13 protein-coding genes are annotated in these 20,797 nt (G+C 70.3%); 4 read left to right on the top strand and 9 right to left on the bottom strand.

Annotation, left to right across the window (positions count from 1 at the left end; genetic code table 11):
• Nucleotides 1–27: 27 nt before the first annotated feature.
• From M0G41_RS07630 to M0G41_RS07600, 7 genes are all read right to left on the bottom strand, one after another.
• Nucleotides 28–2,514: an ABC transporter permease gene (locus M0G41_RS07630; RefSeq protein ID WP_248207225.1), complete on the bottom strand. Its 2,487-nt coding sequence runs from the start codon at nt 2,512–2,514 to the stop codon at nt 28–30.
• A gap of 12 nt (nt 2,515–2,526) precedes the next feature.
• Nucleotides 2,527–4,923, bottom strand: a complete 2,397-nt coding sequence (locus M0G41_RS07625; RefSeq protein ID WP_248207223.1) for an ABC transporter permease — start codon at nt 4,921–4,923, stop codon at nt 2,527–2,529.
• 10 nt (nt 4,924–4,933) lie between these two features.
• Nucleotides 4,934–7,375 carry an ABC transporter permease gene (locus M0G41_RS07620; RefSeq protein WP_248207221.1) on the bottom strand — a complete coding sequence of 814 codons (2,442 nt, stop codon included), beginning with the start codon at nt 7,373–7,375 and terminating at the stop codon, nt 4,934–4,936.
• A gap of 30 nt (nt 7,376–7,405) precedes the next feature.
• Nucleotides 7,406–8,170 (bottom strand): ABC transporter ATP-binding protein, encoded by a 765-nt coding sequence (locus M0G41_RS07615; RefSeq protein ID WP_248207219.1) that lies wholly within the window; start codon nt 8,168–8,170, stop codon nt 7,406–7,408.
• A 193-nt stretch (nt 8,171–8,363) separates the two neighbouring features.
• Nucleotides 8,364–9,617 (bottom strand): efflux RND transporter periplasmic adaptor subunit, encoded by a 1,254-nt coding sequence (locus M0G41_RS07610; RefSeq protein WP_248207216.1) that lies wholly within the window; start codon nt 9,615–9,617, stop codon nt 8,364–8,366.
• 140 nt (nt 9,618–9,757) lie between these two features.
• Entirely contained in the window at nt 9,758–11,056 is a 1,299-nt protein-coding gene (locus M0G41_RS07605) for a TCR/Tet family MFS transporter (RefSeq protein WP_425511236.1), read from the bottom strand.
• Nucleotides 11,057–11,540: 484 nt separating this feature from the next.
• Nucleotides 11,541–14,450, bottom strand: a complete 2,910-nt coding sequence (locus M0G41_RS07600; RefSeq protein ID WP_248207212.1) for an HzsA-related protein — start codon at nt 14,448–14,450, stop codon at nt 11,541–11,543.
• A 185-nt stretch (nt 14,451–14,635) separates the two neighbouring features.
• Between M0G41_RS07600 and M0G41_RS07595 the strand changes: the two genes are divergently transcribed.
• Entirely contained in the window at nt 14,636–15,418 is a 783-nt protein-coding gene (locus M0G41_RS07595; RefSeq protein ID WP_248207206.1) for a rhomboid family intramembrane serine protease, read from the top strand.
• Nucleotides 15,419–15,487: 69 nt separating this feature from the next.
• Here the strand turns inward: M0G41_RS07595 and M0G41_RS07590 are convergent, their stop codons facing one another.
• Nucleotides 15,488–16,414, bottom strand: coding sequence for a 2-hydroxyacid dehydrogenase (locus tag M0G41_RS07590; RefSeq protein WP_248207202.1), 927 nt, complete (start codon nt 16,412–16,414; stop codon nt 15,488–15,490).
• 159 nt (nt 16,415–16,573) lie between these two features.
• On the opposite strand from M0G41_RS07590, the gene M0G41_RS07585 reads away from it, so the two are divergent.
• Complete coding sequence (locus M0G41_RS07585) at nt 16,574–16,966, top strand: ExbD/TolR family protein (protein ID WP_248207200.1); 393 nt, start codon at nt 16,574–16,576, stop codon at nt 16,964–16,966.
• Between the two features lie 64 nt (nt 16,967–17,030).
• Nucleotides 17,031–17,915: a vitamin K epoxide reductase family protein gene (locus M0G41_RS07580; RefSeq protein ID WP_248207198.1), complete on the top strand. Its 885-nt coding sequence runs from the start codon at nt 17,031–17,033 to the stop codon at nt 17,913–17,915.
• A gap of 22 nt (nt 17,916–17,937) precedes the next feature.
• On the opposite strand, the gene M0G41_RS07575 is transcribed toward M0G41_RS07580, so the two are convergent.
• On the bottom strand, nt 17,938–18,882 hold the full coding sequence (locus M0G41_RS07575; RefSeq protein ID WP_248207195.1) for a LysR family transcriptional regulator: 945 nt from the start codon (nt 18,880–18,882) through the stop codon (nt 17,938–17,940).
• Between the two features lie 309 nt (nt 18,883–19,191).
• Here M0G41_RS07575 and aceB point away from each other — a divergent pair, with 309 nt between their 5' ends.
• On the top strand, nt 19,192–20,790 hold the full coding sequence (gene aceB / locus M0G41_RS07570; RefSeq protein WP_248207193.1) for a malate synthase A: 1,599 nt from the start codon (nt 19,192–19,194) through the stop codon (nt 20,788–20,790).
• Nucleotides 20,791–20,797 lie beyond the last annotated feature (7 nt).

The raw sequence follows: 20,797 nt of genomic DNA, 5'->3' as shown, positions 1-20,797 counted from the left end.
TCCCGAAGGCGTTGGGGCGGCGAGCAGCTACTCGTAGCGCAGCGCGACCAGCGGGTCGATGCGCGCGGCGCGGCGCGCCGGCAGCCAGCAGGCGAGCAGGGCGATGGCGGCCAGCAGCGGCGGCACGGCGACGAAGGTCAGCGGATCCCAGGGCGCGACGCCGAACAGCTGGGCCTTGGCCAGCTGACCGAGCATCAGGGCAAGGCCGACGCCGATGCCGAGGCCGATCGCGACCAGGCGGGCGCCGTGGCCGAGCACCAGTCCGAGGATCTCCCGGCGGCCGGCGCCGATCGCCATGCGCACGCCGAGCTCGCCGGTGCGTTGGCTGACGCTGAAGGCGAGCACCGCGTAGATGCCGATGGCCGAGAGCAGCAGGGCAACGCCGGCGAAGCCGCCGACCAGATTCATCGGCGCACGCTGGGTGTCCAGCGAGAGGGCGATGCGCTGCTGCATGCTGAGCACGTTGAACAGCGGCAACTCGGCATCGACGCGGCCGAGCGCGGTGCGCAGGGCGTCGGCGGTGTCCGGCGCCAGCGCGTTCGGGCCGCGTAGCACCAGGGCGCCGAAGCCGCCGAGATTCTGCCGGTGCGGCCAGTAGATGGTTTCCTTGCCCGGCGTGTCGCGCAGGCTGCCGTGCTTGACCGTGCCGACGACGCCGACCACGGTGGCCCAGGGCGCGTCGCGGCCGCGGCGGATACGCTGGCCGATCGCCGGCTGGTCCTTGAAGTATTTCTCGGCCAGCAGCTGGTCGATCACAACCACCGGTTCCGCCTCGCCGTGGTCGCCCGGGGTGAACGTCCGGCCCTGCAGCAGCGGGATGCGCAGGCTGGCAAAGAAGTCGTCGCTGATCTGGCGCTGGTTGGCATGCGGCGAGGCCGAGGCATCGGCCACCTCCAGCCCGTCGATCGAATAGCTGCCCTGCGAATTGGAATTGGCGAAAGGCAGGGACGAGGTCCAGGCGGCGTGCTCTATGCCCGGCAGGGCGCGCGCCTCGCGCAGCACTTCGTCGAGCAGGCGGGCGCGACTGGCAGTGTCCGGGAAGCGGTTGCCGGGCAGGGCCAGCTGGGCGGTCAGGGTGCCTCCGGGCTCGAAGCCCGGCGACTCCTGCTGCAGGCTGACGAAGCTGCGCAGCAGCAGCCCGGCGCCGACCAGCAGGGCCGTGGCCAGGGCCATCTGCGCCACCACCAGCAGATTGCGCGAGGCGCCGGCGACGCGGCCGCCGCCGCCGATCCGGCCGGCGTCGTTGATCTGCCGCGCAAGATCGCTGCGGAACAGCGAGACCACCGGCACCAGGGCGGCGAGCAGGCCGGTGGCGATGCTGACGGCCAGGGCGAAGCCGAGCACCGGCAGGTCCAGCGTGATCGGATAGCGACCAACCGCGGCGTCAAGGCCAAGCCGCGGCAGCAGCTCGATCAGGCCCAGCGCCAGCAGCAGGCCGGCCGCGCCGCCGGCGAGGGCTACGATCAGCGACTCGCTGAGCAGCTGGCGGGCGATGCGTCCGCGGCTGGCGCCCAGCGCGTTGCGCACGGACAGCTCCTTCTGCCGCGAGACCATCCGCGCCAGCAGCAGGTTGGCGACATTGGCCGCGGCGATCAGCAGTACCAGGGCCACCGCGCCCTGCAGGATCAGCACCAGCGGCCGGGTCTCGCCGACCTGCAGCTCGCGCAGGCTCTGCGCCCGGCCGGTGAAATTGCCGCCGCGCAGGAATTCCGCGAAGCGCGCGGCCTGCTCGGCCATCGCCGGATCCAGCCCGCCGATACCGGCGATGCGTTCGGCGTTGCGGGCGACGATGGCGTCCAGCTCGGCGTCGAGCTGGGCGATCGTCGCGCCCTTCCGCAGTCGGCCGATCGACTGCGAATACTCGTTGCCGCGCTCGAAGTCACCGCGCTGTTCCGGGGTGAAGGCAAACGGCACCCAGAGCTGGGTCTCGCGGGAAGGAAAGCCGAAGTCCTCGGGCATCACGCCGATGACCTGGTAGGTCTCGCCGGACAGCCGCAGGCTGCGGCCGATCACTCCGGGATCGGCATTGAAGCGATTGCGCCACAGCGCGTGGCTGATAACCGCCACCTTGTCCTGCCCCGGCTCGGCATGGCGCTCGTCGAAGACGCGGCCGAGCGCCGCGCCGCTCGACAGCGTGCTGAACAGCGAGGGTGTGGCGCGCAGGCCGACCAGCCGCTCGGGCGGCTGCCCGTCCTCGGCCAGGTTGAGATTGGCGCCGGTGTAGAGGGCGAGATCCTCCAGGCTCTGCGCCTGCTCTCGGCGGTCGAGGTAGTCGGGGATCGAGGTGCCCGCGTACTGCAGGCTGCTGGTCGGATAGGTGTTGTAGACGTCGACCAGGCGCTCGCCATGGGCATAGGGCAGCGGGGCGAGGAACAGGCCATGCATCACCGAGAAGATGGCCGTGTTGGCGCCGATGCCCAGCGCCAGGGTCAGCACCGCCACCGCGGAGAAGCCGGGCCGGGCGAGAAGGGCACGCAGGCTGTAGCGGAGGTCGTTGGCGGTCGCGCTGAACATGGGGCGGACTCCTCAGTCGTGGCGCAGGGCGAGCATGGGGTCGAGGCCCAGCGCGCGTCGGGCCGGCAGGTAGCTGGCAAGCAGGACGGTGGCGAGCAGCAGGCCGAGGCCGGCCGACAGGGTCAGCGGGTCGAGTGGCGAGGTGGCGTAGAGCAGGCCATCGATCAGCCGGGTGAGCGCCCAGCTGCCGACCAGGCCGAGGGCGATGCCCAGCGCGGCCAGGCGCATACCGCGGGAGAGCAGCAGGGCGACCAGGGAGTCCGGTCGCGCGCCGAGCGCGACCCGCAGGCCCAGCTCGCGACGCCGCTGGGTGACGTTGGCGGCCATCACGCCGTAGATGCCGATCGCCGCGAGCAGCAGGGCGACCGCGGCGAAGGCGCCCATCAGGCTGCTGCGCAGGCGCGGCTCGGCCACCGCATCGGCGACCTGATGCCGCAGCGGCCGCAGCGAGCCCAGCGGCAGGGTCGGATCCAGGGCCTGGATCTCGCCGCGCACCGATTCGATCAGCGCACCCGGCTCGCCGCGGGTTTCGATCAGCAGGGCCATCTTCGGCCAGGGCAGCTGGTTGTAGGGCAGGAACAGCACCGGCTCGGGCTCGGCGCCGAGGTTCACGTCCTGGTAGTCGCCGACCACGCCGGCGACGATCCGCGTGCGCCCGCCGACGTCTCCCCAGTAGATTTCCCGACCGACCGGGTCCTCGCCCGGCCAGGCCTGCTCGGCCAGGCTGCGGCTGACCACGACCCAGCGCGGACCGTCCCAGCGGTCGCTGGCATCGAAGGTCCGGCCGCGCAGCAGCGGCAGGGACAGGGTCTCGAAGAGCTCGGGGGTGACCGCGCGCCAGTGCGCCTGCATCAGCCCGCTGCCCCGCACCTCGGCGGCGCGCTCGACCGGGGTGACCGTGTTCATGAAGCTGCCGCCGCTGAACGGCAGCGTGGTCGTGGCGCCGACCGCGACCACCCCGGGCAGGGCACGCAACCGCTGCTGCAGGGTGTCGAAGAAGATGACCTTCTGCCAGGGCTCGGCATACCGGTCGCCAAGCTGAAGCTCCACCGAGAGCAAGGTGCCGGGGCGGAATCCCGGGTCGCTGGCGCGCAGCTGCATGAAGCTGCTGATCAGCAGGCCGGCGCCGACCAGCAGCACCATGGCCAGGGCCACCTGGCCGACCACCAGCGCGTCGCCCAGCCGCCGCTGCGCGGCCGGCACGCCACCGCGCTCGCCGCCGCGCAGGCTCTCCAGCGGCTGCACCCGCTGCGCCTGCCAGACCGGCAGCAGGGCGAGCAGGATGCCGGTCAGCACGCCGAGCGCGACGCAGAAGCCGAATACGTCGGGGGCCAGCTGCACCCCGTCGAGGCGCGGGACGCCCGCCGGCGCCAGCCGCTTGAGCAGCTGGATCAGGCCGTGGGCCACGGGCAGGGCGAGCAGCACGCCGGCAAGCACCAGCCAGGTGATCTCGGCCAGCATCAGCCGGGCCAGCTGGCCGCGCCCGGCGCCCAGCGCCGCGCGCAGGCCGATCTCGGCGCGGCGGCGCTGGTTGCGTACGAACAGCAGGTTGGCCAGGTTGACGCAGGCCATCAGCAGCAGGGAACCGACCGCGGCGAACAGCAGCTGCACGGTCTGGCGGAAGCTGTCGCCGACCAGCCAGCGCGGAAAGCCGAGCAGCTCGACGCCCCAGCCGGCATTGCTCGCCGGGTGCTCATTGCCGAGCGCGGCGGCGATCAATGAGAGATCCTCGCTGGCCTGCTCAAGGCTGACCCCATCGCGCAGGCGGCCGACCATGGCCAGCCAGTGGTCGCCGCGATCGCTGGCCGGATCGGCCCGCCACGGCACCCAGAAGCCGGCACCGGCGAACTCGAACTCCGGCCCCATCACACCGACCACGCGATGGCTGCGGCCTTCCAGCCGCACCTCGCGGCCGATCACCCCGGGGTCGGCGCCAAAGTGGCGCGACCAGACCGCGTGACCGAGCACCACCACCGCTGCCGGCTCGCTTGTGGCATCGTCGGGAAAGCCCGAACCGAGCCGCGGTGCGACGCCCAGCGTGCGGAAGAAGTTGGCGCTGACCGCGTGGCCCTCGAGGCGCACCGGATCGCCAGCGTCGAGCAGGGTGTAGGAGACATCGCGCACCGCAGCCAGCGATTCGAAGCTGCGGTTGCGGGCGGCGAAGTCGAGGTAGTTCGGATCCGAGGTCGAGAAGCGACCGCCCTCGGGCGTGGTCTCCCATATCCGCACCAGGCGCTCGGGCTCGGCGTAGGGCAGCGGCGTGATCAGCGCGGCGTGGATCACGCTGTACACGGCGGTGTTCGCGCCGATGCCCAGGGCCAGGGTGAGCACCGCCACCAGGACGAAGCCCGGCTGCTGCAGCAGGCTGCGCAGGGCGTGGCGAAGGTCGCGGGCGAGCGTGGCGATCATGGTGTCCCCGTCAGGTGTGGCGCAGGGCCAGCATCGGATCGAGCCGCGCCGCGCGCAGGGCAGGCACGGCGCAGGCGGTGAGCGCCACCAGGCCCAGCGTAGCGACCACGGCGAGCAGAACCCGGGGGTCGCCGGCGCCGACGCCGTAGAGCTCGCTGGCCAGCAGGCGGCCGAGCGCCAAGGCGCCGGCGATGCCGAACAGCAGGCCGAGGCCGACCATCCGCGCACCCTGGCCCAGCACCATGCGCAGCACGTCGCCGGCCTGGGCGCCCAGCGAGAGGCGGATGCCGATCTCCTGCCGGCGCTCGGCCACCGAGTAGGCAATCACGCCATACAGGCCGATCGCCGCGAGCAACAGCGCGATGCCGCTGAACACGCTCATCAGGGCCATGTTGAAACGGCGCAGGGCGGTGGTGCCCTCGACCAGCTGGTCCATGCTGCGGACCTCGAACAGCGGCACATCGGGGGCCACCTCGCGCACCGCCCGGCGCAGCTGTTCGGCATAGTCCATCGGCTCGCCGGAGACCTTCAGCGCGAGATAGAGCTGGCGCTGGGTGGCGTGCAGATGGTGCATGTAGACCTCGGCCACCGGTTCACGGTCGATGCCGAACAGGCGGGTGTCGTTGACCACGCCGACGATGCGCTTGGGCTCGTCGCCGCCGAGGAACTGCAGGCTCTGGGTCAGCGGATCGACATCGGACAGATAGCGGCGGACGAAGGTCTCGTTGACCAGCACGTTCTGGAACATCTCGCCGGGCCGGGCGTCCGCGTCCTCCAGACTGCGTCCGCGGACCATGCGCATGCCCAGCGTGGACATCAGGCTCGGGCTGACGAAGCGCCAGTTGGCGCCCGGCTGGCGCTCACCTTCGCCCGGCTCGCGACCGATGATGGTGATGTCCGAGCTGGCGTTGTTCAGCCCGGACAGCGGCAGAGAGTCGGTCAGGCCCGCCGACTGCACGCCGGGGATGGCGCGGACCCGTTCGAGGATGGCGGGCAGCGAGCGGGCCAGGATGGCGGTGTGGCGGACGTACCAGTCGACCGGGTCCTCGCCCGGCTCGTTGCGCGCGCCCTCGACCACCACGGCCGCGGTCAGTACGCCCTCGGTCTGCACGCCGGTCTCGACCTTGCCGAGCTGGCGCAGGCTCTCGATCAGCAGGCCGGCGCCGGTGAGCAGGGTCAGCGACAGGGCCACCTCGAAGGCGACCAGCGCATTGCGCGCCCGGCTGCGGCGGCGGCCGCCACTGCCCCCCCGGCCTTCCTCCTGCAGGGCGCCGGCCGGCGCCGTGGCGGCGGCGCGCAGGGCGGGCACGCTGGCGAACAGCATCACCGTGGCGATGCCGGCGAACAGCGCGCCCAGCACCACGACGGGCTGCATGCCGACCTCGGCATGGCTGGGCAGCAGCTCGGGCATCTGCGAGAGCAGCAGGGGCACGCCGAGCGCGGCGATGAGCAGGCCGAGCACGGCGCCGAGCAGGGCGATCACCAGGGCGTCGGCGATCACCGCGCGGACCAGGGCGCGGCGGCCGGCGCCGAGCGCGGCGCGCACCGCCAGCTCGCGCTGCCGGGCGCTGCCGCGGGCCAGCAGCAGATTGGCCAGATTGGCGCAGGCGATCAGCAGGACCAGGCCCGCCGCGCCAAGCAGGACCAGCAGCGGCTGCTCGACTCGGGCATTGAGCTGCTCGGGCAGCGCGGTCAGCCGCGCGCCCAGCTCGGCGTGGTTGGCCGGGAACTCCTCGGCCAGCCGCGCGTTGACCGCGGCCAGCGCGGCCTCCAGCTGCTCCATGCTTGCGCCCTCGCGCAGGCGGCCGATGACCATCAGGTAGTTGTTGCCGCGCGGACCGCCGGTGCTGTCGAGGAAGGTCGGCAGGTAGACCTGGGTAGCCCCGGGATAGCGGAAGCGTGCCGGGGTGACGCCGACCACCTGGTAGGACTCTCCGTTGAGCATGATGCTCTGGCCGACGACGCCCTCCTGGCCGCCGAAGCGGCGCTGCCAGAGCTCGTGGCTGATCACCGCCAGGCGCTCGCGGCGGCGGTCCTCTTCGACGTTGAAGTAGCGGCCCAGCTCGGGGGCCAGTCCCATCACCTGCCAGAAGCCGGGAGTGACCTGGTAGGCCGCCAGCCGCTCGGGCTCGCCGTCGCCGGTCAGGTTGACCGTGGCGCCGACGAAACCGCCGATGGCCTCGAGCTGGCCGCTGGTGGCCTCGGTCCAGTCGGCCAGCGCCGGCGCCGACACCGGGCCGCCCCAGGCGCCCTGCACGCGGTTGATGCGGATGATCCGCTCGGCATCGGCATAGGGCAGGGGCGTCAGCAGCACACCGTTGACCACGCTGAAGATCGCCGAGACGCTGCCCACGCCAAGGGCAAGGGTCAGCACCGCGACGGCGAGAAAGCCGGGTTGGCGGGCCAGGGATCGCAGGGCGATACGCAGGTCAGTGAGCGGGACGCTGAACATGTGAGTTCACCGAGAGAGGCGGGGTGGGGATCAGGTGCCGGTGCGGGCGCGGAGGATCTGCGCGTCGAGGCGCGATTCCTCTTCCTTGCGCAGGCGGTGCAGGGTCTCCTCGTCGACCACGCGGCCGTCGAACATGAAGATCTTGCGCTGCGCGAAATCGGCGTAGCGCGGGTCATGGGTGACCATGGCGATGGTCGAGCCGGACTTGTGCAGCTCGTCGAGCAGGGCCATCACCGCCTCGCCGTTCTTCGAATCGAGGTTGCCGGTCGGCTCGTCGGCGAGCAGCAGGGACGGCTTGCCGACCAGGGCGCGGGCCACCGCGACGCGCTGCTGCTGGCCACCGGAGAGCTGCGAGGGATAGTGCTTCAGGCGATGGGCCATGCCGACGCGCTCCAGCGCCTCCTGCACGCGATCGCGGCGCTCGGCCTTGGACACGCCATCGCGATAGGTCAGCGGCAGCTCGACGTTCTCGAACACGGTGAGGTCGCCGATCAGGTTGAAGGCCTGGAAGATGAAGCCGATTTCCTTGTTGCGGATCCGCGCCCGCTCCGCCGCGGAGATGTCCTCCACCGGTACGTTGTTCAGCCGGTAGCTGCCCGAGGTCGGCGAGTCGAGCAGGCCAAGGATCGACAGCAGGGTCGACTTGCCGCAGCCCGAGGGGCCGGTGATCGAGATGTACTCGCCGCGCTGGATGTCGAAGTGCACCCCGGACAGCGCATGGGTCTCGACCTCATCCGTATAGAACACCTTGGCGATGTCCTTGAGTTCGAGCAGGGCGTTGGTGGGCTGGGTCATGGCTTTTCCCTTTGGGCGTGATTCGTTCAGGAGCGTGATTCGTGATTCGTGATTGGTGATTCGATCAAGATCTGTGATTCGTGATTGGTGATTCGCCAGAGCAGGAGCGCGAAGCGGGCTCGCTATCAGATCGATGGATTCGGACGGCGGGAACGTGCTGTTCACGAATCACGAATCACCCATCACGTTTTATTCAATTGATGCGCAACCGGTCATAGTCGTCCCACTGCGAGGTGTCGCTGAGGATGATCTGGTCGCCGGGAGCAAGGCCCTGCTGGACCTCGATGACGCTGACCGAGGCGCGTCCGAGTCGCACCGGGACGCGCTGGGCGAGGCCGGAGTCGGGATCGATGCGGAACAGGCGGACGTCGCTTTCCGGCTGGCCGTAGGCGGGGCGGCCGACGAACAGCACGTCGGGCAGGCGCTCGATTTCGATGATGCCGTCGACGCTGAGGTCCGGGCGCGCGCCGCTCGGCAGCTCGCCGCTGAGCTCGACGTCGACCAGGACCGCGCCGTTCTGAACCGCCGGGTCGATGCGCGTGACATTGCCCGCGACCACGCCGTTGCGGGTGTCGACGCGTACGCCCTGGCCGAGCACCACGTCCTTGATCTGGGTTTCCGGGATGCGCAGCTCGGCCATCAGCTCACCGGGACGGGCGACCCGGGCGAGATTGGTGCCGGGCGCGACCTGCTGGCCTTCCTGCACCGGCACCTGCTGCAGCACGCCGGCAATGCCGGCGCGCAGGTTCAGCGCGTCGGCCTGGCGGCGGCGCAGCTGGGCGGCGTTCTTCAGCTGGGCGATGCGCGCGCGATCGGCGGCCAGCTGGGCGTCGAGGCTGGCCTTGAACTGGTCGATGCGCTGTGCCTCGATGGCGACGCGACCCTTGAGCTGCTCGGCATTGAGCTGCGAGCGACGGAACTGGATGCTGGGAATGATTCCCTTCTTGGCCAGCTCGCCCTCGGCCTCGGCCTGCAGCCGCGCCGACTCGTACTCCGCGGTCACCTGGGCCTGCAGGGCGCGTTGGTCGAGCAGCTGGCTCTGCAGGGTGGCGACCCGCGCCGTGTAGTCGGCCTCGGCAGCGGCCAGCGCGGCCTCGGCGGCCAGGGCCTGGTCGATCACCTCGGGGTTGGATAGCTCCATGATCACCGTATCCGGCTGCACGCTGGCGCCGGGGCGGACGATGATCCGCTCGACCCGGGCCGGGGTGTCGGCGGCGATCCAGCGGATCTCCTTGGGCACCAGCACGCCGGGTCCGCGGACCTCGCGCAGCATCTCGCCGCGCTTGACCGTGTCGGTCCACAGGCTGGCCTTATCCACCGAGGGGGCAGCCGGATCGAGGGTGGCCAGCCAGGCCAGCAGGCCGAGGGTCGCGAGGCCGCCCAGCAGGCCAAGGCCCCAGCGGCGGATCTGTTTCTGACGCTTGCGGTCGATGCGTTGGATATCCATGCCGTCAGATATCCATCTTCCGTGCCATCAATGAATGGCAATAAAAAACAAATACTTATCGATGGATCAGCCTCGGCCTGACGCTTGGGTGTTCGATTCCGGACGGGTCGGCGTTCGCCGCCGCACGCGGCGCGGAGGGCTCAGGCGCGCCGCGCGCTGGCCCGCTCCTCCAGCGGGGACTCGCCCGAAGGCGGGATCGGGATGGTCGCGGCCGTGCGGGTGACCCGCGCGGCGAGCGCCACCCCCCCCAGCAGCAGGACCGCGGCCAGCAGGAAGGCCAGGCCCGACCAGTCGACCCCGGACAGGGCGGCGATCGAGGCGGCAAAGACCTGGGTGAAGACGACCGGGGCAAACACGCCGGACAGGCTGACCGCGCTGGTCACCGCGCCCTGCAGCCGGCCCTGTTCACGCTCGTCGACCTGGCGGGTCATCAGGGCCTGGGCCGAAGGGCCGGCCAGGCCCCACAGGGCCATGAAGGGAATCGCCATCAGGAACACGCTGCCGACCGCGGCCAGTCCCATCCAGGCAAAACCCAGTGCGCCGAAGCCAAGGCCGAGCAGCAGCGCGTTGCGCTCACCGATTCGCGGCACCAGGCGGCGGATCAGCAGGGCCTGGACCAGCACGTTGCAGACCCCGACCAGGGCCAGCACCCAGCCGACCCGATCCTCGCCCCAGCCGTAGCGGTGCGCGGCGTAGAGCACGAAGACGCTGGGCAGGGCGTAGTGGGCGATCTGCGAGAGCAGGACCACACCGACCAGGCCGAACACCTGCGGATAGCGGCGCAGCATCTGCAGCGATCCCACCGGGTTGGCGCGCGACCAGCGGAATCCGTCGCGGCGCTCGGGGGGCAGCGACTCGGGCAGGATCAGCAGGCCATAGAGAAAGTTGGCCAGCGCGAGCCCGGCGGCGACCCAGAACGGCAGGCGCAGGTCCACTCCGCCCAGTACCCCGCCCAGGGCCGGGCCGACCACGAAGCCGATCCCGAAGGCGGCGCCCAGCATGCCGAAGCTGGCCGCGCGGCGCTCGGCCGGGGTGACGTCGGCGATATAGGCATTGGCCGTGCTGATGCTGGCCGAGGTGATGCCGGCCAGCACGCGACCGAGGAACAGGATGGGCAGGGTGCCGGCCACCGCCATCAGCACGAAATCGAGGCCGAGTCCGAGGTTGGACACCAGGATGACCGGCCGCCGCCCGAAGCGGTCGCTCAACGCCCCCTGCACCGGCGAGGCGATGAACTGCGCCAGCGCGAAGGCGCTGCCGAACACGCCGACCCAGATCGCCGCCGAGGCGGTGCTGCCGGTGAAGCGCTCGATCAGGTGCGGCAGCACCGGAATGATGATGCCGATCGCCAGCACGTCCAGCAGGACGGTGATGAAGATGAAGGCAAGCGCCGCGCGGCGCACGGTCGGCTGGCCGGATTGCTCGGACACGGAAGGCACGCGATGAAACGAGGGCGGCGAGTGTAGCCCGCACAGGGCGGCGGCGTCGCGGCGCGGACGGCGACAGCGGAGCGTGCCGGGCGGTACCGGGCGCGAAGCAGACCTTCCGCAGAACCCGAATGTAGGAGCCAGCTTGCTGGCGATAGGCACCCCGGACCGGACGGTCGCCAGCAATCTGGCTCCTACACACGCAACGGCGTTGCCAGGTCCGGTTGGCGCCGCAAAGTAGAGCTCGCCGCAGTCAGATTGTGGGAGCGCCCTTGGGCGCGACCGCAGCGCTACGGATTCCCCAAAGACCGCGGCCAGAGCGGATCTCCGCGGCCGCGCCCAAGGGCACCCCTGCATTCGGGCTTCGTCGGGCGTCGGCAAAACCTCATAGGGTGTGCCTTGGCGCACCGGTACGGGCATTCGGACGGTATGCCCGGTGCGGCAAGCCGCACCCTATAAATGTCTGCTTCGCGCCCTTTCCTGCCTTTCGGTCCCGCTACTCGAACCCATCGCGCAACAGGTCGTCCGGGCCCATCACGGTGGAGAAGCTCACCGCGACGCGGGTGATGTTGCCCTGGCGGTCGCGCACGCCGGCCTGCAGCGTGGCGCGCTCGAGCCGGGGCAGGGCTGCCGGCAGCGACAGCGCCCAGACATCCTGCGCCACTTCAACGAACAGGTCGGCCAGCTCGGCGCCGGCGGCGCGGCCGGCGACCGGCGCATCCAGCCGTACCGACAGCGAGCCCGGTTCGATGCCGCTGTGGGCATCGGCGACGCCGACGCGCAGTTCGGTGACGTGGACGCTATTGGTTCGCGGTCGCGGCGAGGCCACCGTGAGGGTGGGGCGGAGGTCGTCGAGGTGCCAGCCGTAGTCGGGGTTGCCGGTGTCGATCGGCGCGCCGAGGTCGATCCAGCGCACGAACAGCCGCTTCTCATCCTCACTGAGCGGCTGGGCCGGGGGTGGCGGCATGATGCTGCCGGTGAAGTCGAGGTCGGCGTCGTTGGGGTCGGCACCGGCTGGAAGGGTATTGGCATCGCCCGGCACGCTCTCGGTCGGGTGGTCCTCATTGCTCCAGCCATCGAGACGCTCGCCGAACAGCTTCCAGATCAGCAGGGAGCGTCGGCTCTGGAAGCTGCGCACGTAGCGGCTGGCATTGGTCTGCCGCCAGGTGCCGTTGCGGATCACCGGCTTGTGCCCGAAGCGCGCGGATTTATCGGCGGCGAGGCGGTAGTAGTCGCCCGGCAGGCCGTCGACCTCGGTGAGGTCGTCGAGATCGAGGTTGCCAGCGGGATTGGGTGACCGGTGGCAGCTGACGCAGCGCGCCTGGAGGATCGGGCGGATGTCGGCAAGGAACTCGACGTCCACGTGCGATACCGGCTCGACGCGCAGCGTCGGCGCGTCGTCCTGCCACGCCAGCAGGGGTGTCTGAACAGACAGATCCGCCACCGGATAGTCGGGGGCGGAGGCCGCGGTGCCCTCGAAGGCCAGCGGCTGCTGGCTGTGCGCATGGCAGCCGCCGCAGTCCACACGCATCTCGCCGGGGCGGACCTGGTGCCAGGTCTGCGCCATGTTCAGCACCATGCCGCGGCGGTCGAGGGTCTGGAAGGTGAACGGCGTGTCCGCGGGAATCCTGGCCAGGAAGCTGGTGTCGGGATTGTTCTCGGCGTCGAGCAACGGCCCGCCGCCGGCGGCGGTCTTGCGCAGCGGGATCTCGCCGAGGATGCGCAGTCGCTCGTTGGCGTGGCTGTGGAACTGCCGGCCCTCGTTGGGCCCATAGCTGCGGTGGGTGTTCGGCTCCATGGCGACCACGCGTACCGCCCAGATGTCGGCGTTGTCGTAGCGGCCCGCATCGCTGCCCTGGCTGAACCAGTTGTTCGACTGTCCGTTCTCCGAGGTGTTGAAGGCGTCCAGGCCGTCGAAGCTGTTGGCCCAGCTGCGGACGATGCCGGGAAAGCTCTCGCGCTTGTAGAAGCTGGAGCTGCCGACCAGGCCATGCGGCGTGCCGGCGGGCAGGGCGGCGTGCAGCGAGCCGTCATTGGGCAGCCAGGGCAGGTCGTCCGGCTCGCGCACGCCGTGCACCGCCGAGTAGGGCACCACGGCGCGTGGCCAGGCCTCGTTCCAGGCGGGATCGTTCTTGATCAGCACCAGCTCGGCGGGGTCGTTGACCGTCTCCCCGTCGGGAATCAGATACAGGCCGGCGTCGTAGTAGGGCGTCGTGGTCGGCCGAGTGAGGTCGTTGGCCGGGCCCGGCGTCCAGACCACCAGCAGGTCGTTGCCGGGGGCGGCGGACGGATGGGTGAACTTGCCGACCCGTACGCCGCCGGCGCCGACCGGTGCGGCCTCGTCACCGCCATGTGTGAACGGAGTGATCGAGCGCATCCCGCGCGGCTGGAACGGCATGGTGAACGCCAATGAGTGACCGCCGCCGCTGGTGTAGGCGATACCCGGCGCGTCGTTGCCGAAGGCGTCGTAGAACGCCGGCTGCCCGGCCGGCGCCGACGGTGGCAGCCGATAGAGCGCGCCGAAGCCGTTGTTGTTGAGGTTGTAGTAGTCGACCACGACGATGTCGCCATCGCCGAGCTGGGTCATGAAGTGGAAACTCTGCGGCTCGTTGAAGGCGCTGATCAGCGGCGCCCAGTTGCGTCCGTCCGGCCAGATCGTCCAGATCCCCCACAGCCGGCGGTCGCGCAGTCCCTGGCTTTCGTGGGTGCTGAACATCAGCCGGCCATCGCGCAGCACGGTCGGGTGCAGGGCGCTGGAGATGCTCATCGGCGCGATGGCGGTGACATTGCCGCCGTCCTCATCCATGACATACATCTGCAGCGTCGGATGGGTGAAGCCCTTGGGCGGGACCAGCGCGTTGCGGTTGCTGGTGAAGGCGATGCGCCCGCCGGGCAGGGGCATCGGGCCGAGATTGAGGATGCCGTAGCCCAGGCGGTTGAGGCCGGAGGGGGGGTCCAGCGGGTTGGACTCGTCCCAGTTTCCGGCCCCGGTGTTGGGGCTGAAGCCGCCCTGGGTCAGGCGCTCGATCTGCCGGCTGCGCAGGTGGATGCGATAGATGTCGGCGCCGGCATAGGGCAGGTTGCGCTGCGAGTTGATCGCCTGCGGGCGCATGTCCGGGAAGTAGGCGTAGTAGACCCACTGCGCATCGAAGGAGAGCACCGGATCGGTCACGCTGCCGTTTCCGCCGGCGACCAGCACCTCCTCGCTGCCGTCCGGGTGCAGGAGCATCAGGTCGGCACCGGGATCGATGCGCGCAGGATGGAAGACCTCCGGCCAGGTGGTATTGGTGCCGTCGCCGAAGCGCGGCTGGCGCACGTAGACGATGTCGTAGCCGACGGCGCCGATCTCGCCGCAGCCCAGCGTGGCCAGCAGCAGGGCGGCGAGTGCCCGTAGAGCGCGATGCATGCAACCCCCAAATGCAGCGGGCGGCCCCCCGGCCCTGCCCCGATGCGCACACGCTAGTGCGCCCGGCGAGCGGGGCCAAGTGCGGGCTTCCGGGCGGAGCGGGTGACGGGATGGGCGGTCGTCGGGCATGTGCTGATGCCACATGGCAGGCTTGCCCTCGACGCCCGCGCCCCCACCTGCCCTGAATGGACCTTCCCGAAATCGACCCCGGATCCGACCCGCGCGCCCAGCTGGCCCGCGACCGTCGACGCTTTCGCCGCGCCGCCCTGATCAGCGCGGCCTTCGTCGCCCTGCTCTGGTGGATCCATCTTGCCCAGCACATGTTCGACGCGCCGCTGCGCGCACTGACCCTGCGCCCCGGCGATCCCTGGGGTCTGATCGGCGTGCTGACTGCGCCTCTGCTGCACGGCAGCTTCGAGCACCTGGTCTCGAACTCCCTGCCCCTGCTGATTCTCGGCACCCTCGCCATCGCCACCCTGCCGAGGGCGACCCCGCGCGCCCTGGTCTTCATCTGGCTGCTGGCAGGGCTGGGCACCTGGCTGATCGGCCGGCCCTCCGCGCATCTTGGCGCCAGCGGGGTCACCCACGGCCTGATGCTGCTTGTCTTCGTCGCCGGCGTCCTGCGCCGCGACCGCCCGGCCATCGCCGCCGCGCTGATCGCCTTCTTCCTCTACGGAGGCATGCTGCTGACCGTGTTCCCGCGCGAGGAAGGCGTGTCCTGGGAGTACCACCTGACCGGCGCCGCGGCCGGGCTGCTGGCCGCGCTGATCTGGTTCCGCCTTGACCCGCCGCCGCCGCGCAAGCGCTACAGCTGGGAGGACGAGCCTGATCCCCAGCCGGTCAACGACGAGCTGGAGCCGCCGCCGCCGGAGGACGTGCCGGTGCTCTGGCACCGCGTCGAGCCCAGGGACGATGACCGCCGCGGCGTGGTGCTGCAGTTCCCACCGCGCAACGACCCGCCACAGTAGGAGCCAGCTTGCTGGCGATCGCGGCTTGGAACGGCCAACCGCCAGCAAGCTGGCTCCTACGGTTGTCGCTCAGTAGCCGCGGGCGCGGTCGACCACGCCCTGCAACGGATCGCCTGCCTTCCAGCGCCTGAGGTTCGCAACTACCTGTTTCACCGACGGGCCTGGCACGGTCAGCGCGGCCACGTGCGGGGTGATCATCACCTTCGGATGCGACCAGAGCGGGCTGTCCTTGGGCAGGGGTTCGCTGGCGAAGACATCGAGCAGGGCGGAGGACAGGTGTCCTGAATCCAGCAGGGCAATCAGTTCTTCGGCGACCAGCTGGTCTCCGCGCGCCGCATTCACCACGAGGGCGCCCTCGGGCAGGCGCGACAGCCGGGCGTGATCGAGCAGGTCGCGGGTGTCCGGGGTCGAGGGCAGCATCGAGACCAGCACGTCGCTGCGCCCGAGCAGGGTGTCGAGGCCGCCATCGCCGTGCAGGCAGTCGATGCCCTCGATCTGCCGGGCGCTGCGGCTCCAGCCGGCGACCGCGTAGCCGAAGCCGGCGAGGCCGCGGGCCACCGTGCCGCCCATCTGGCCAAGGCCGAGCACACCGACGCGTACCTCGCCGCGCTCGCGTGCCGGCCACTGCCACCACTTCGCCTCGGCCTGCTGCTCGCGGTACAGCGGCAGGCGACGCTGCCAGAGCAGGGCGCCGAGCAGGGCGTACTCCACCATCTGTTCCGCCATGCCGGCATCGAGCAGGCGGACCAGGGGCACGTCGGGAAGGTCCTCGCGCTTCAGGAAGCCGTCGACGCCCGCGCCCAGCGCATGCACCAGGCGCAGGCCGGGCAGCTGGCGAAACAGGTCGGGCGGCGGGTTCCAGCCGACCATGACCGAGGCATCGGCAGCCCCGTCGATGTCGGGCCAGCACAGCCAGCGGAATTCCGGCGCGGCAGCTTCAAAGCGATCGCGCCATTCGCCGCTGCTGCGGCCGGTGAAAACGAAGATGGTCTCCATGCGCGGCGATTGTGCCGCGGCGGCCGGCGGTGCGCATCGCCTTGCCGCCGCAATCCGGGCTGAACGTCGGTCAGCGACAGGCGCGCGATGGCGAGGCCGGCGCGGGAGACTTCACGCATCCGCCTTCAGCTCGATGTCCCCACGACGAGGAGTGCGACGATGGCGTTTGCTGTGCGATCGGAAGCGGCGGCGGTGAGCGAGATGAACATTACTCCGCTGGTGGATGTGCTGCTGGTTCTGCTGGTGATTTTCATGCTGGCGGCGCCGGTGGTCAGCCGGCCTCTGGCCCTTGATCTGTCTTCGCGCCCCGACGCCGGGCCGCCTCCCGAGGTTTTGCGGCTGGGCCTCGATAGCGAGGGTCGCTGGCTGTGGCAGGGCCAGGCCCTGCCCAGCGCCACCGTGAGTGGCCTGCTGCAGGTCGAGGCCGGCCGCAGCCCGCGCCCCGTCCTTCAGCTGGAGGCCGACCCCGTCGCGCGCTACGAAGACTGGGTCGCCCTGCTGGCCGCCACCCGCGCCGCGGGCTTTGCGCAGGTGGCCTTGCCGGTCGACTGATCGGGTGTCCGGGATCGCGGCGGACTGCTACAGTCCGCCGCTTTCCCGCGTTGCGAAATCCGCCATGGCCAAGCGCAAATTCAAGCCCGCCCCCGCCGCCCGGCCCGCCGCGCGCGGCGAGCGCACGCCGCCGGACTGGGTCAGCCTCGGGCTTGCCGGTCTCGGCCTGCTGATCACCGGCTACCTCAGCATCGTCGCCCTGTCCTCGAGCGCGCCGGCGTTCTGCGCCGCGGGCTCCGACTGCGATCTCGTCCAGCAGAGCCGCTATGCAATCTTCCTCGGCCTGCCGGTCGCGATCTGGGGTTTCCTGACCTATGCCCTGATCAGCCTGGTCATCGGCCTGACCCGCAGCCGGGTCAAGCGCTGGAGCCGCGCCTTCGCGCTGGCGGTGATCGGCCTGATGGTGAGCCTCTACCTGACCGCGGTGGGCTGGTTCCAGCTGCAGGCCCTGTGCCTGTGGTGCCTGACCTCGCTCGGCGTGATCGCCTCGCTGACCGGCTGGCTGGCGATGACCCGGCCGGACAGCGCGCCGGCCACGCCCGGCCCGCGCTACGCCGCGAACCTGGTCGCCCTGTGTATCGCGGTGCTGGGGCTTCTGCTGGTCGACCATGGCGGCCTGCTCAGCCCGCGTCCCGATGCCCGACTGCAGGCCCTGGCCAGGCATCTGGATGAGAGCGGGGCCAAGTTCTATGGCGCGTCCTGGTGCCCGAACTGCCAGGACCAGAAGGACCTGTTCGGCGGCGCCGCCGGGGACCTGCCCTATATCGAGTGCAGCCCGAACGGCCGCCAGGGCGGTTTCGCCATCGAGTGCGTGGAGGCCGGCATCGAGGGCTTCCCGACCTGGGAGATCCGCGGCCGCCGCTATGTCGAGGTGCTGCAGCCGGAAGAGCTGGCCCAGCGCTCTGCCTTCGACTGGAAAGGCTTCGAAGAGAAAGCCACCGCCGACTGATTGCGTCGCGGGAGCGCTGTGTTCAGCGCTCCGAGTGGCCGGCCTCGAAGTAGTCGCGGCGGGTGAACAGGGCCGGCTTGACCAGGTCGACGAAGGCCCGCGCCTGCGCGCTCAGATACTTGCCCTTGCGCACCACGATGCCGTAGCTGCGCGGCGGGAAGTACTCGCGAAGGTTGCGTATGGCCAGCTGCTCGCGGTCGGCATCGGTCAGGCAGATGCCGGTGACGATGGAGATGCCCAGGCCCATCGCCACGTATTGCTTGATCACCTCCCAGCCGCCGACCTCCAGCGCCACGGTGTAGGGCACGCGGCGCTGCTGGAAGACCAGGTCGACCAATCGATAGGTAGTCAGGCGCTTGGGCGGCAGGATCAGGCCGTAGGGGGACAGGTCCTCCAGCCGCAGCGGGTCCTTCGAGGCCAGCGGGTGGTCCAGCGGGGCGATCAGCATCGGGTCGAAGCTGTGGGTGGCCGCGTAGTCGATGTCGTTGGGGACGTCGAGCATCGAGCCCACCGCAAGGTCGACCTCGTCGGCGCGGATCCGCGCCAGGCCATCGACGCCGGTGACGTTGTGCAGCTTGAGCTGTACCTCGGGGTGCCGGTCGCGGAAGGCCTGCACCAGCGGCGGCAGCAGGTAGAGGATGGTCGAGCTGCCCGCGGCGATGTTCAGCTCGCCGGCATCGAGGCCCTTCAGGCGCTGGCGGAACTCCCCATCCAGCCCGTCTATGCCGTCGATCAGCGGCCGCGCCATCTCGTACAGCACCTCCCCTTCGCGGGTCAGCGCCAGTCGCCGCCCGAGGCGCTCGAACAGGCTCACGCCCAGCTCCTTCTCCAGCGCTCCCAGCTGCAGGCTCACCGCCGGCTGGCTGAGAAACAGCGCCTCCGCCGCCCGGGTCACCGACCCCAGCCGCGCCACGTGGCAGAAGGCCCGCAGTTGCTTGAGCTTGGCGCCTTTGTAGTAGTGAGTCATTCGGGGAGGGCCTAGGGGCTAGGGGCTAGGGCTCAGGAGAGCAGGTTGTCGGGTGCGTGCGAGTTTGATGCTCTTCCCTGAGCCCTGAGCCCTGAGCCCTGAGCCCTGAGCCCTGAGCCCTGAGCCCTGAGCCCTGAGCCCTGAGCCCTGAGCCCTGAGCCCTGCTTCAATTCAAACGCCCGTTCTAAACGACTGAATTCCCGCCAGTATTAAACCGCACAATACAGAACATTGAAACATTTGCTTTCCAAAGACTGCGGTGGGGGCCTATGGTCGACCTGCAATGATGCAGTGCAGCGGAGCAGGCGGATGGCGGCGGTCTTGATGGAAAGCGGAACGGCCCTGGTGCGGGGACCCAAGGTGGACGGGCTGGACGAGATCCTGACCCCGGAGGCGCTCGACTTGCTGGTCGCGCTGCACCGCCGCTTCGACGGCACCCGACAGCAGCTGCTGGCCGCCCGCAAGACCCGCCAGAAGCGCTTCGACGCCGGCGAGCTGCCCGACTTCCGCGCCGACACCGCGGCGATCCGCGAGGGGGACTGGAAGGTGGCGCCGCTGCCGAAGGCGCTGCAGGACCGTCGGGTCGAGATTACCGGCCCGGTCGACCGCAAGATGATCATCAATGCGCTGAACTCGGGGGCCAAGGTGTTCATGGCCGACTGCGAGGACAGCAGCAGCCCCACCTGGCAGAACATGGTCGAGGGCCAGATCAACCTGCGTGATGCGGCGGCGGGCACCATCAGCTTCACCGCCGAGAACGGCAAGCACTACGCTCTGCGCGAGGATGCCGACACCGTCCTGCTCGTCCGTCCCCGCGGCTGGCACCTCGACGAGAAGCACGTCGAGATCGACGGCGCCCGGCTTTCCGGCGGCCTGTTCGATCTCGCCCTGTTCGCTTTCCACAGCGCCAAGGCCCTGCACGCCCGCGACCTCGGGCCGTTCTTCTACCTGCCCAAGCTGCAGTCGATGGAAGAGGCTGCGCTGTGGGATGAGGTGCTGGCCTTCCTCGAGGTGCGCCTCGGCCTGCCGATCGGGACCATGAAGGTCACCGTGCTGATCGAGACCCTGCCGGCGGTCTTCGAGATGGACGAGATCCTTCATGCCCTGCGCGGACGCATTGCCGGACTTAATTGCGGCCGCTGGGACTACATCTTTTCCTATATCAAGACCTTCCGTAAGCACGCCGACCGGGTCCTGCCCGAGCGCGGCCAAGTGCCGATGACCGTGCGCTTCCTGAAGAGCTACTCCGAACTGCTGATCAGGACCTGCCACCGCCGCGGTGCCCACGCCATGGGCGGCATGGCCGCGCAGATCCCGATCAGCGGCGATGCCGAGGCCAACGAGGCGGCCATGGCGCGCGTCCGCGCCGACAAGCTGCGCGAAGCCCAGGCCGGCCATGACGGCACCTGGGTCGCGCATCCGGGCCTGATTCCGATCGCCCGCGAGATCTTCGACGAGTACATGCCGGCGGCCAACCAGGTCGAATCGGCGAAGCGCGAGGACGTCAGCGTCACCCGCGACGACCTGATCGCCCCGGCCAGCGGCACGATCACCCGCGCCGGTTTCCTGAACAACATCGACGTCTGCGTGCGCTACCTCGCGGCCTGGCTGGATGGCCTCGGCTGCGTGCCGATCCATCACCTGATGGAGGACGCAGCCACCGCCGAGATTTCCCGCGCCCAGCTCTGGCAGTGGCTGCACGTCGGCGGTCAGAAGCTCGACGACGGCACGCCGATCGACTTCGCGCAGTTCGACCTCGCCCTCTCAGGCGTCGCCGAGCGACTGCCCGAATCAGGCCTGCCCGGTCAGGCGCGCATCCCCGAGGCGGTGAAGCTCCTGGGCGAGCTGACCCGGGCCAAGGAACTGGCCGACTTCATCACCCTGCCGGCGTACGAGCGCCTGGCCTGAGGCCCTT

Origin of the sequence: Pseudomarimonas salicorniae, from assembly GCF_023156535.1 — a bacterium.
Classification (GTDB): Bacteria; Pseudomonadota; Gammaproteobacteria; order Xanthomonadales; family Xanthomonadaceae; genus Pseudomarimonas; species Pseudomarimonas salicorniae.
Note: the sequence above shows the minus strand (reverse complement) of the source record. Positions and strands in the feature narration are given on the sequence as shown.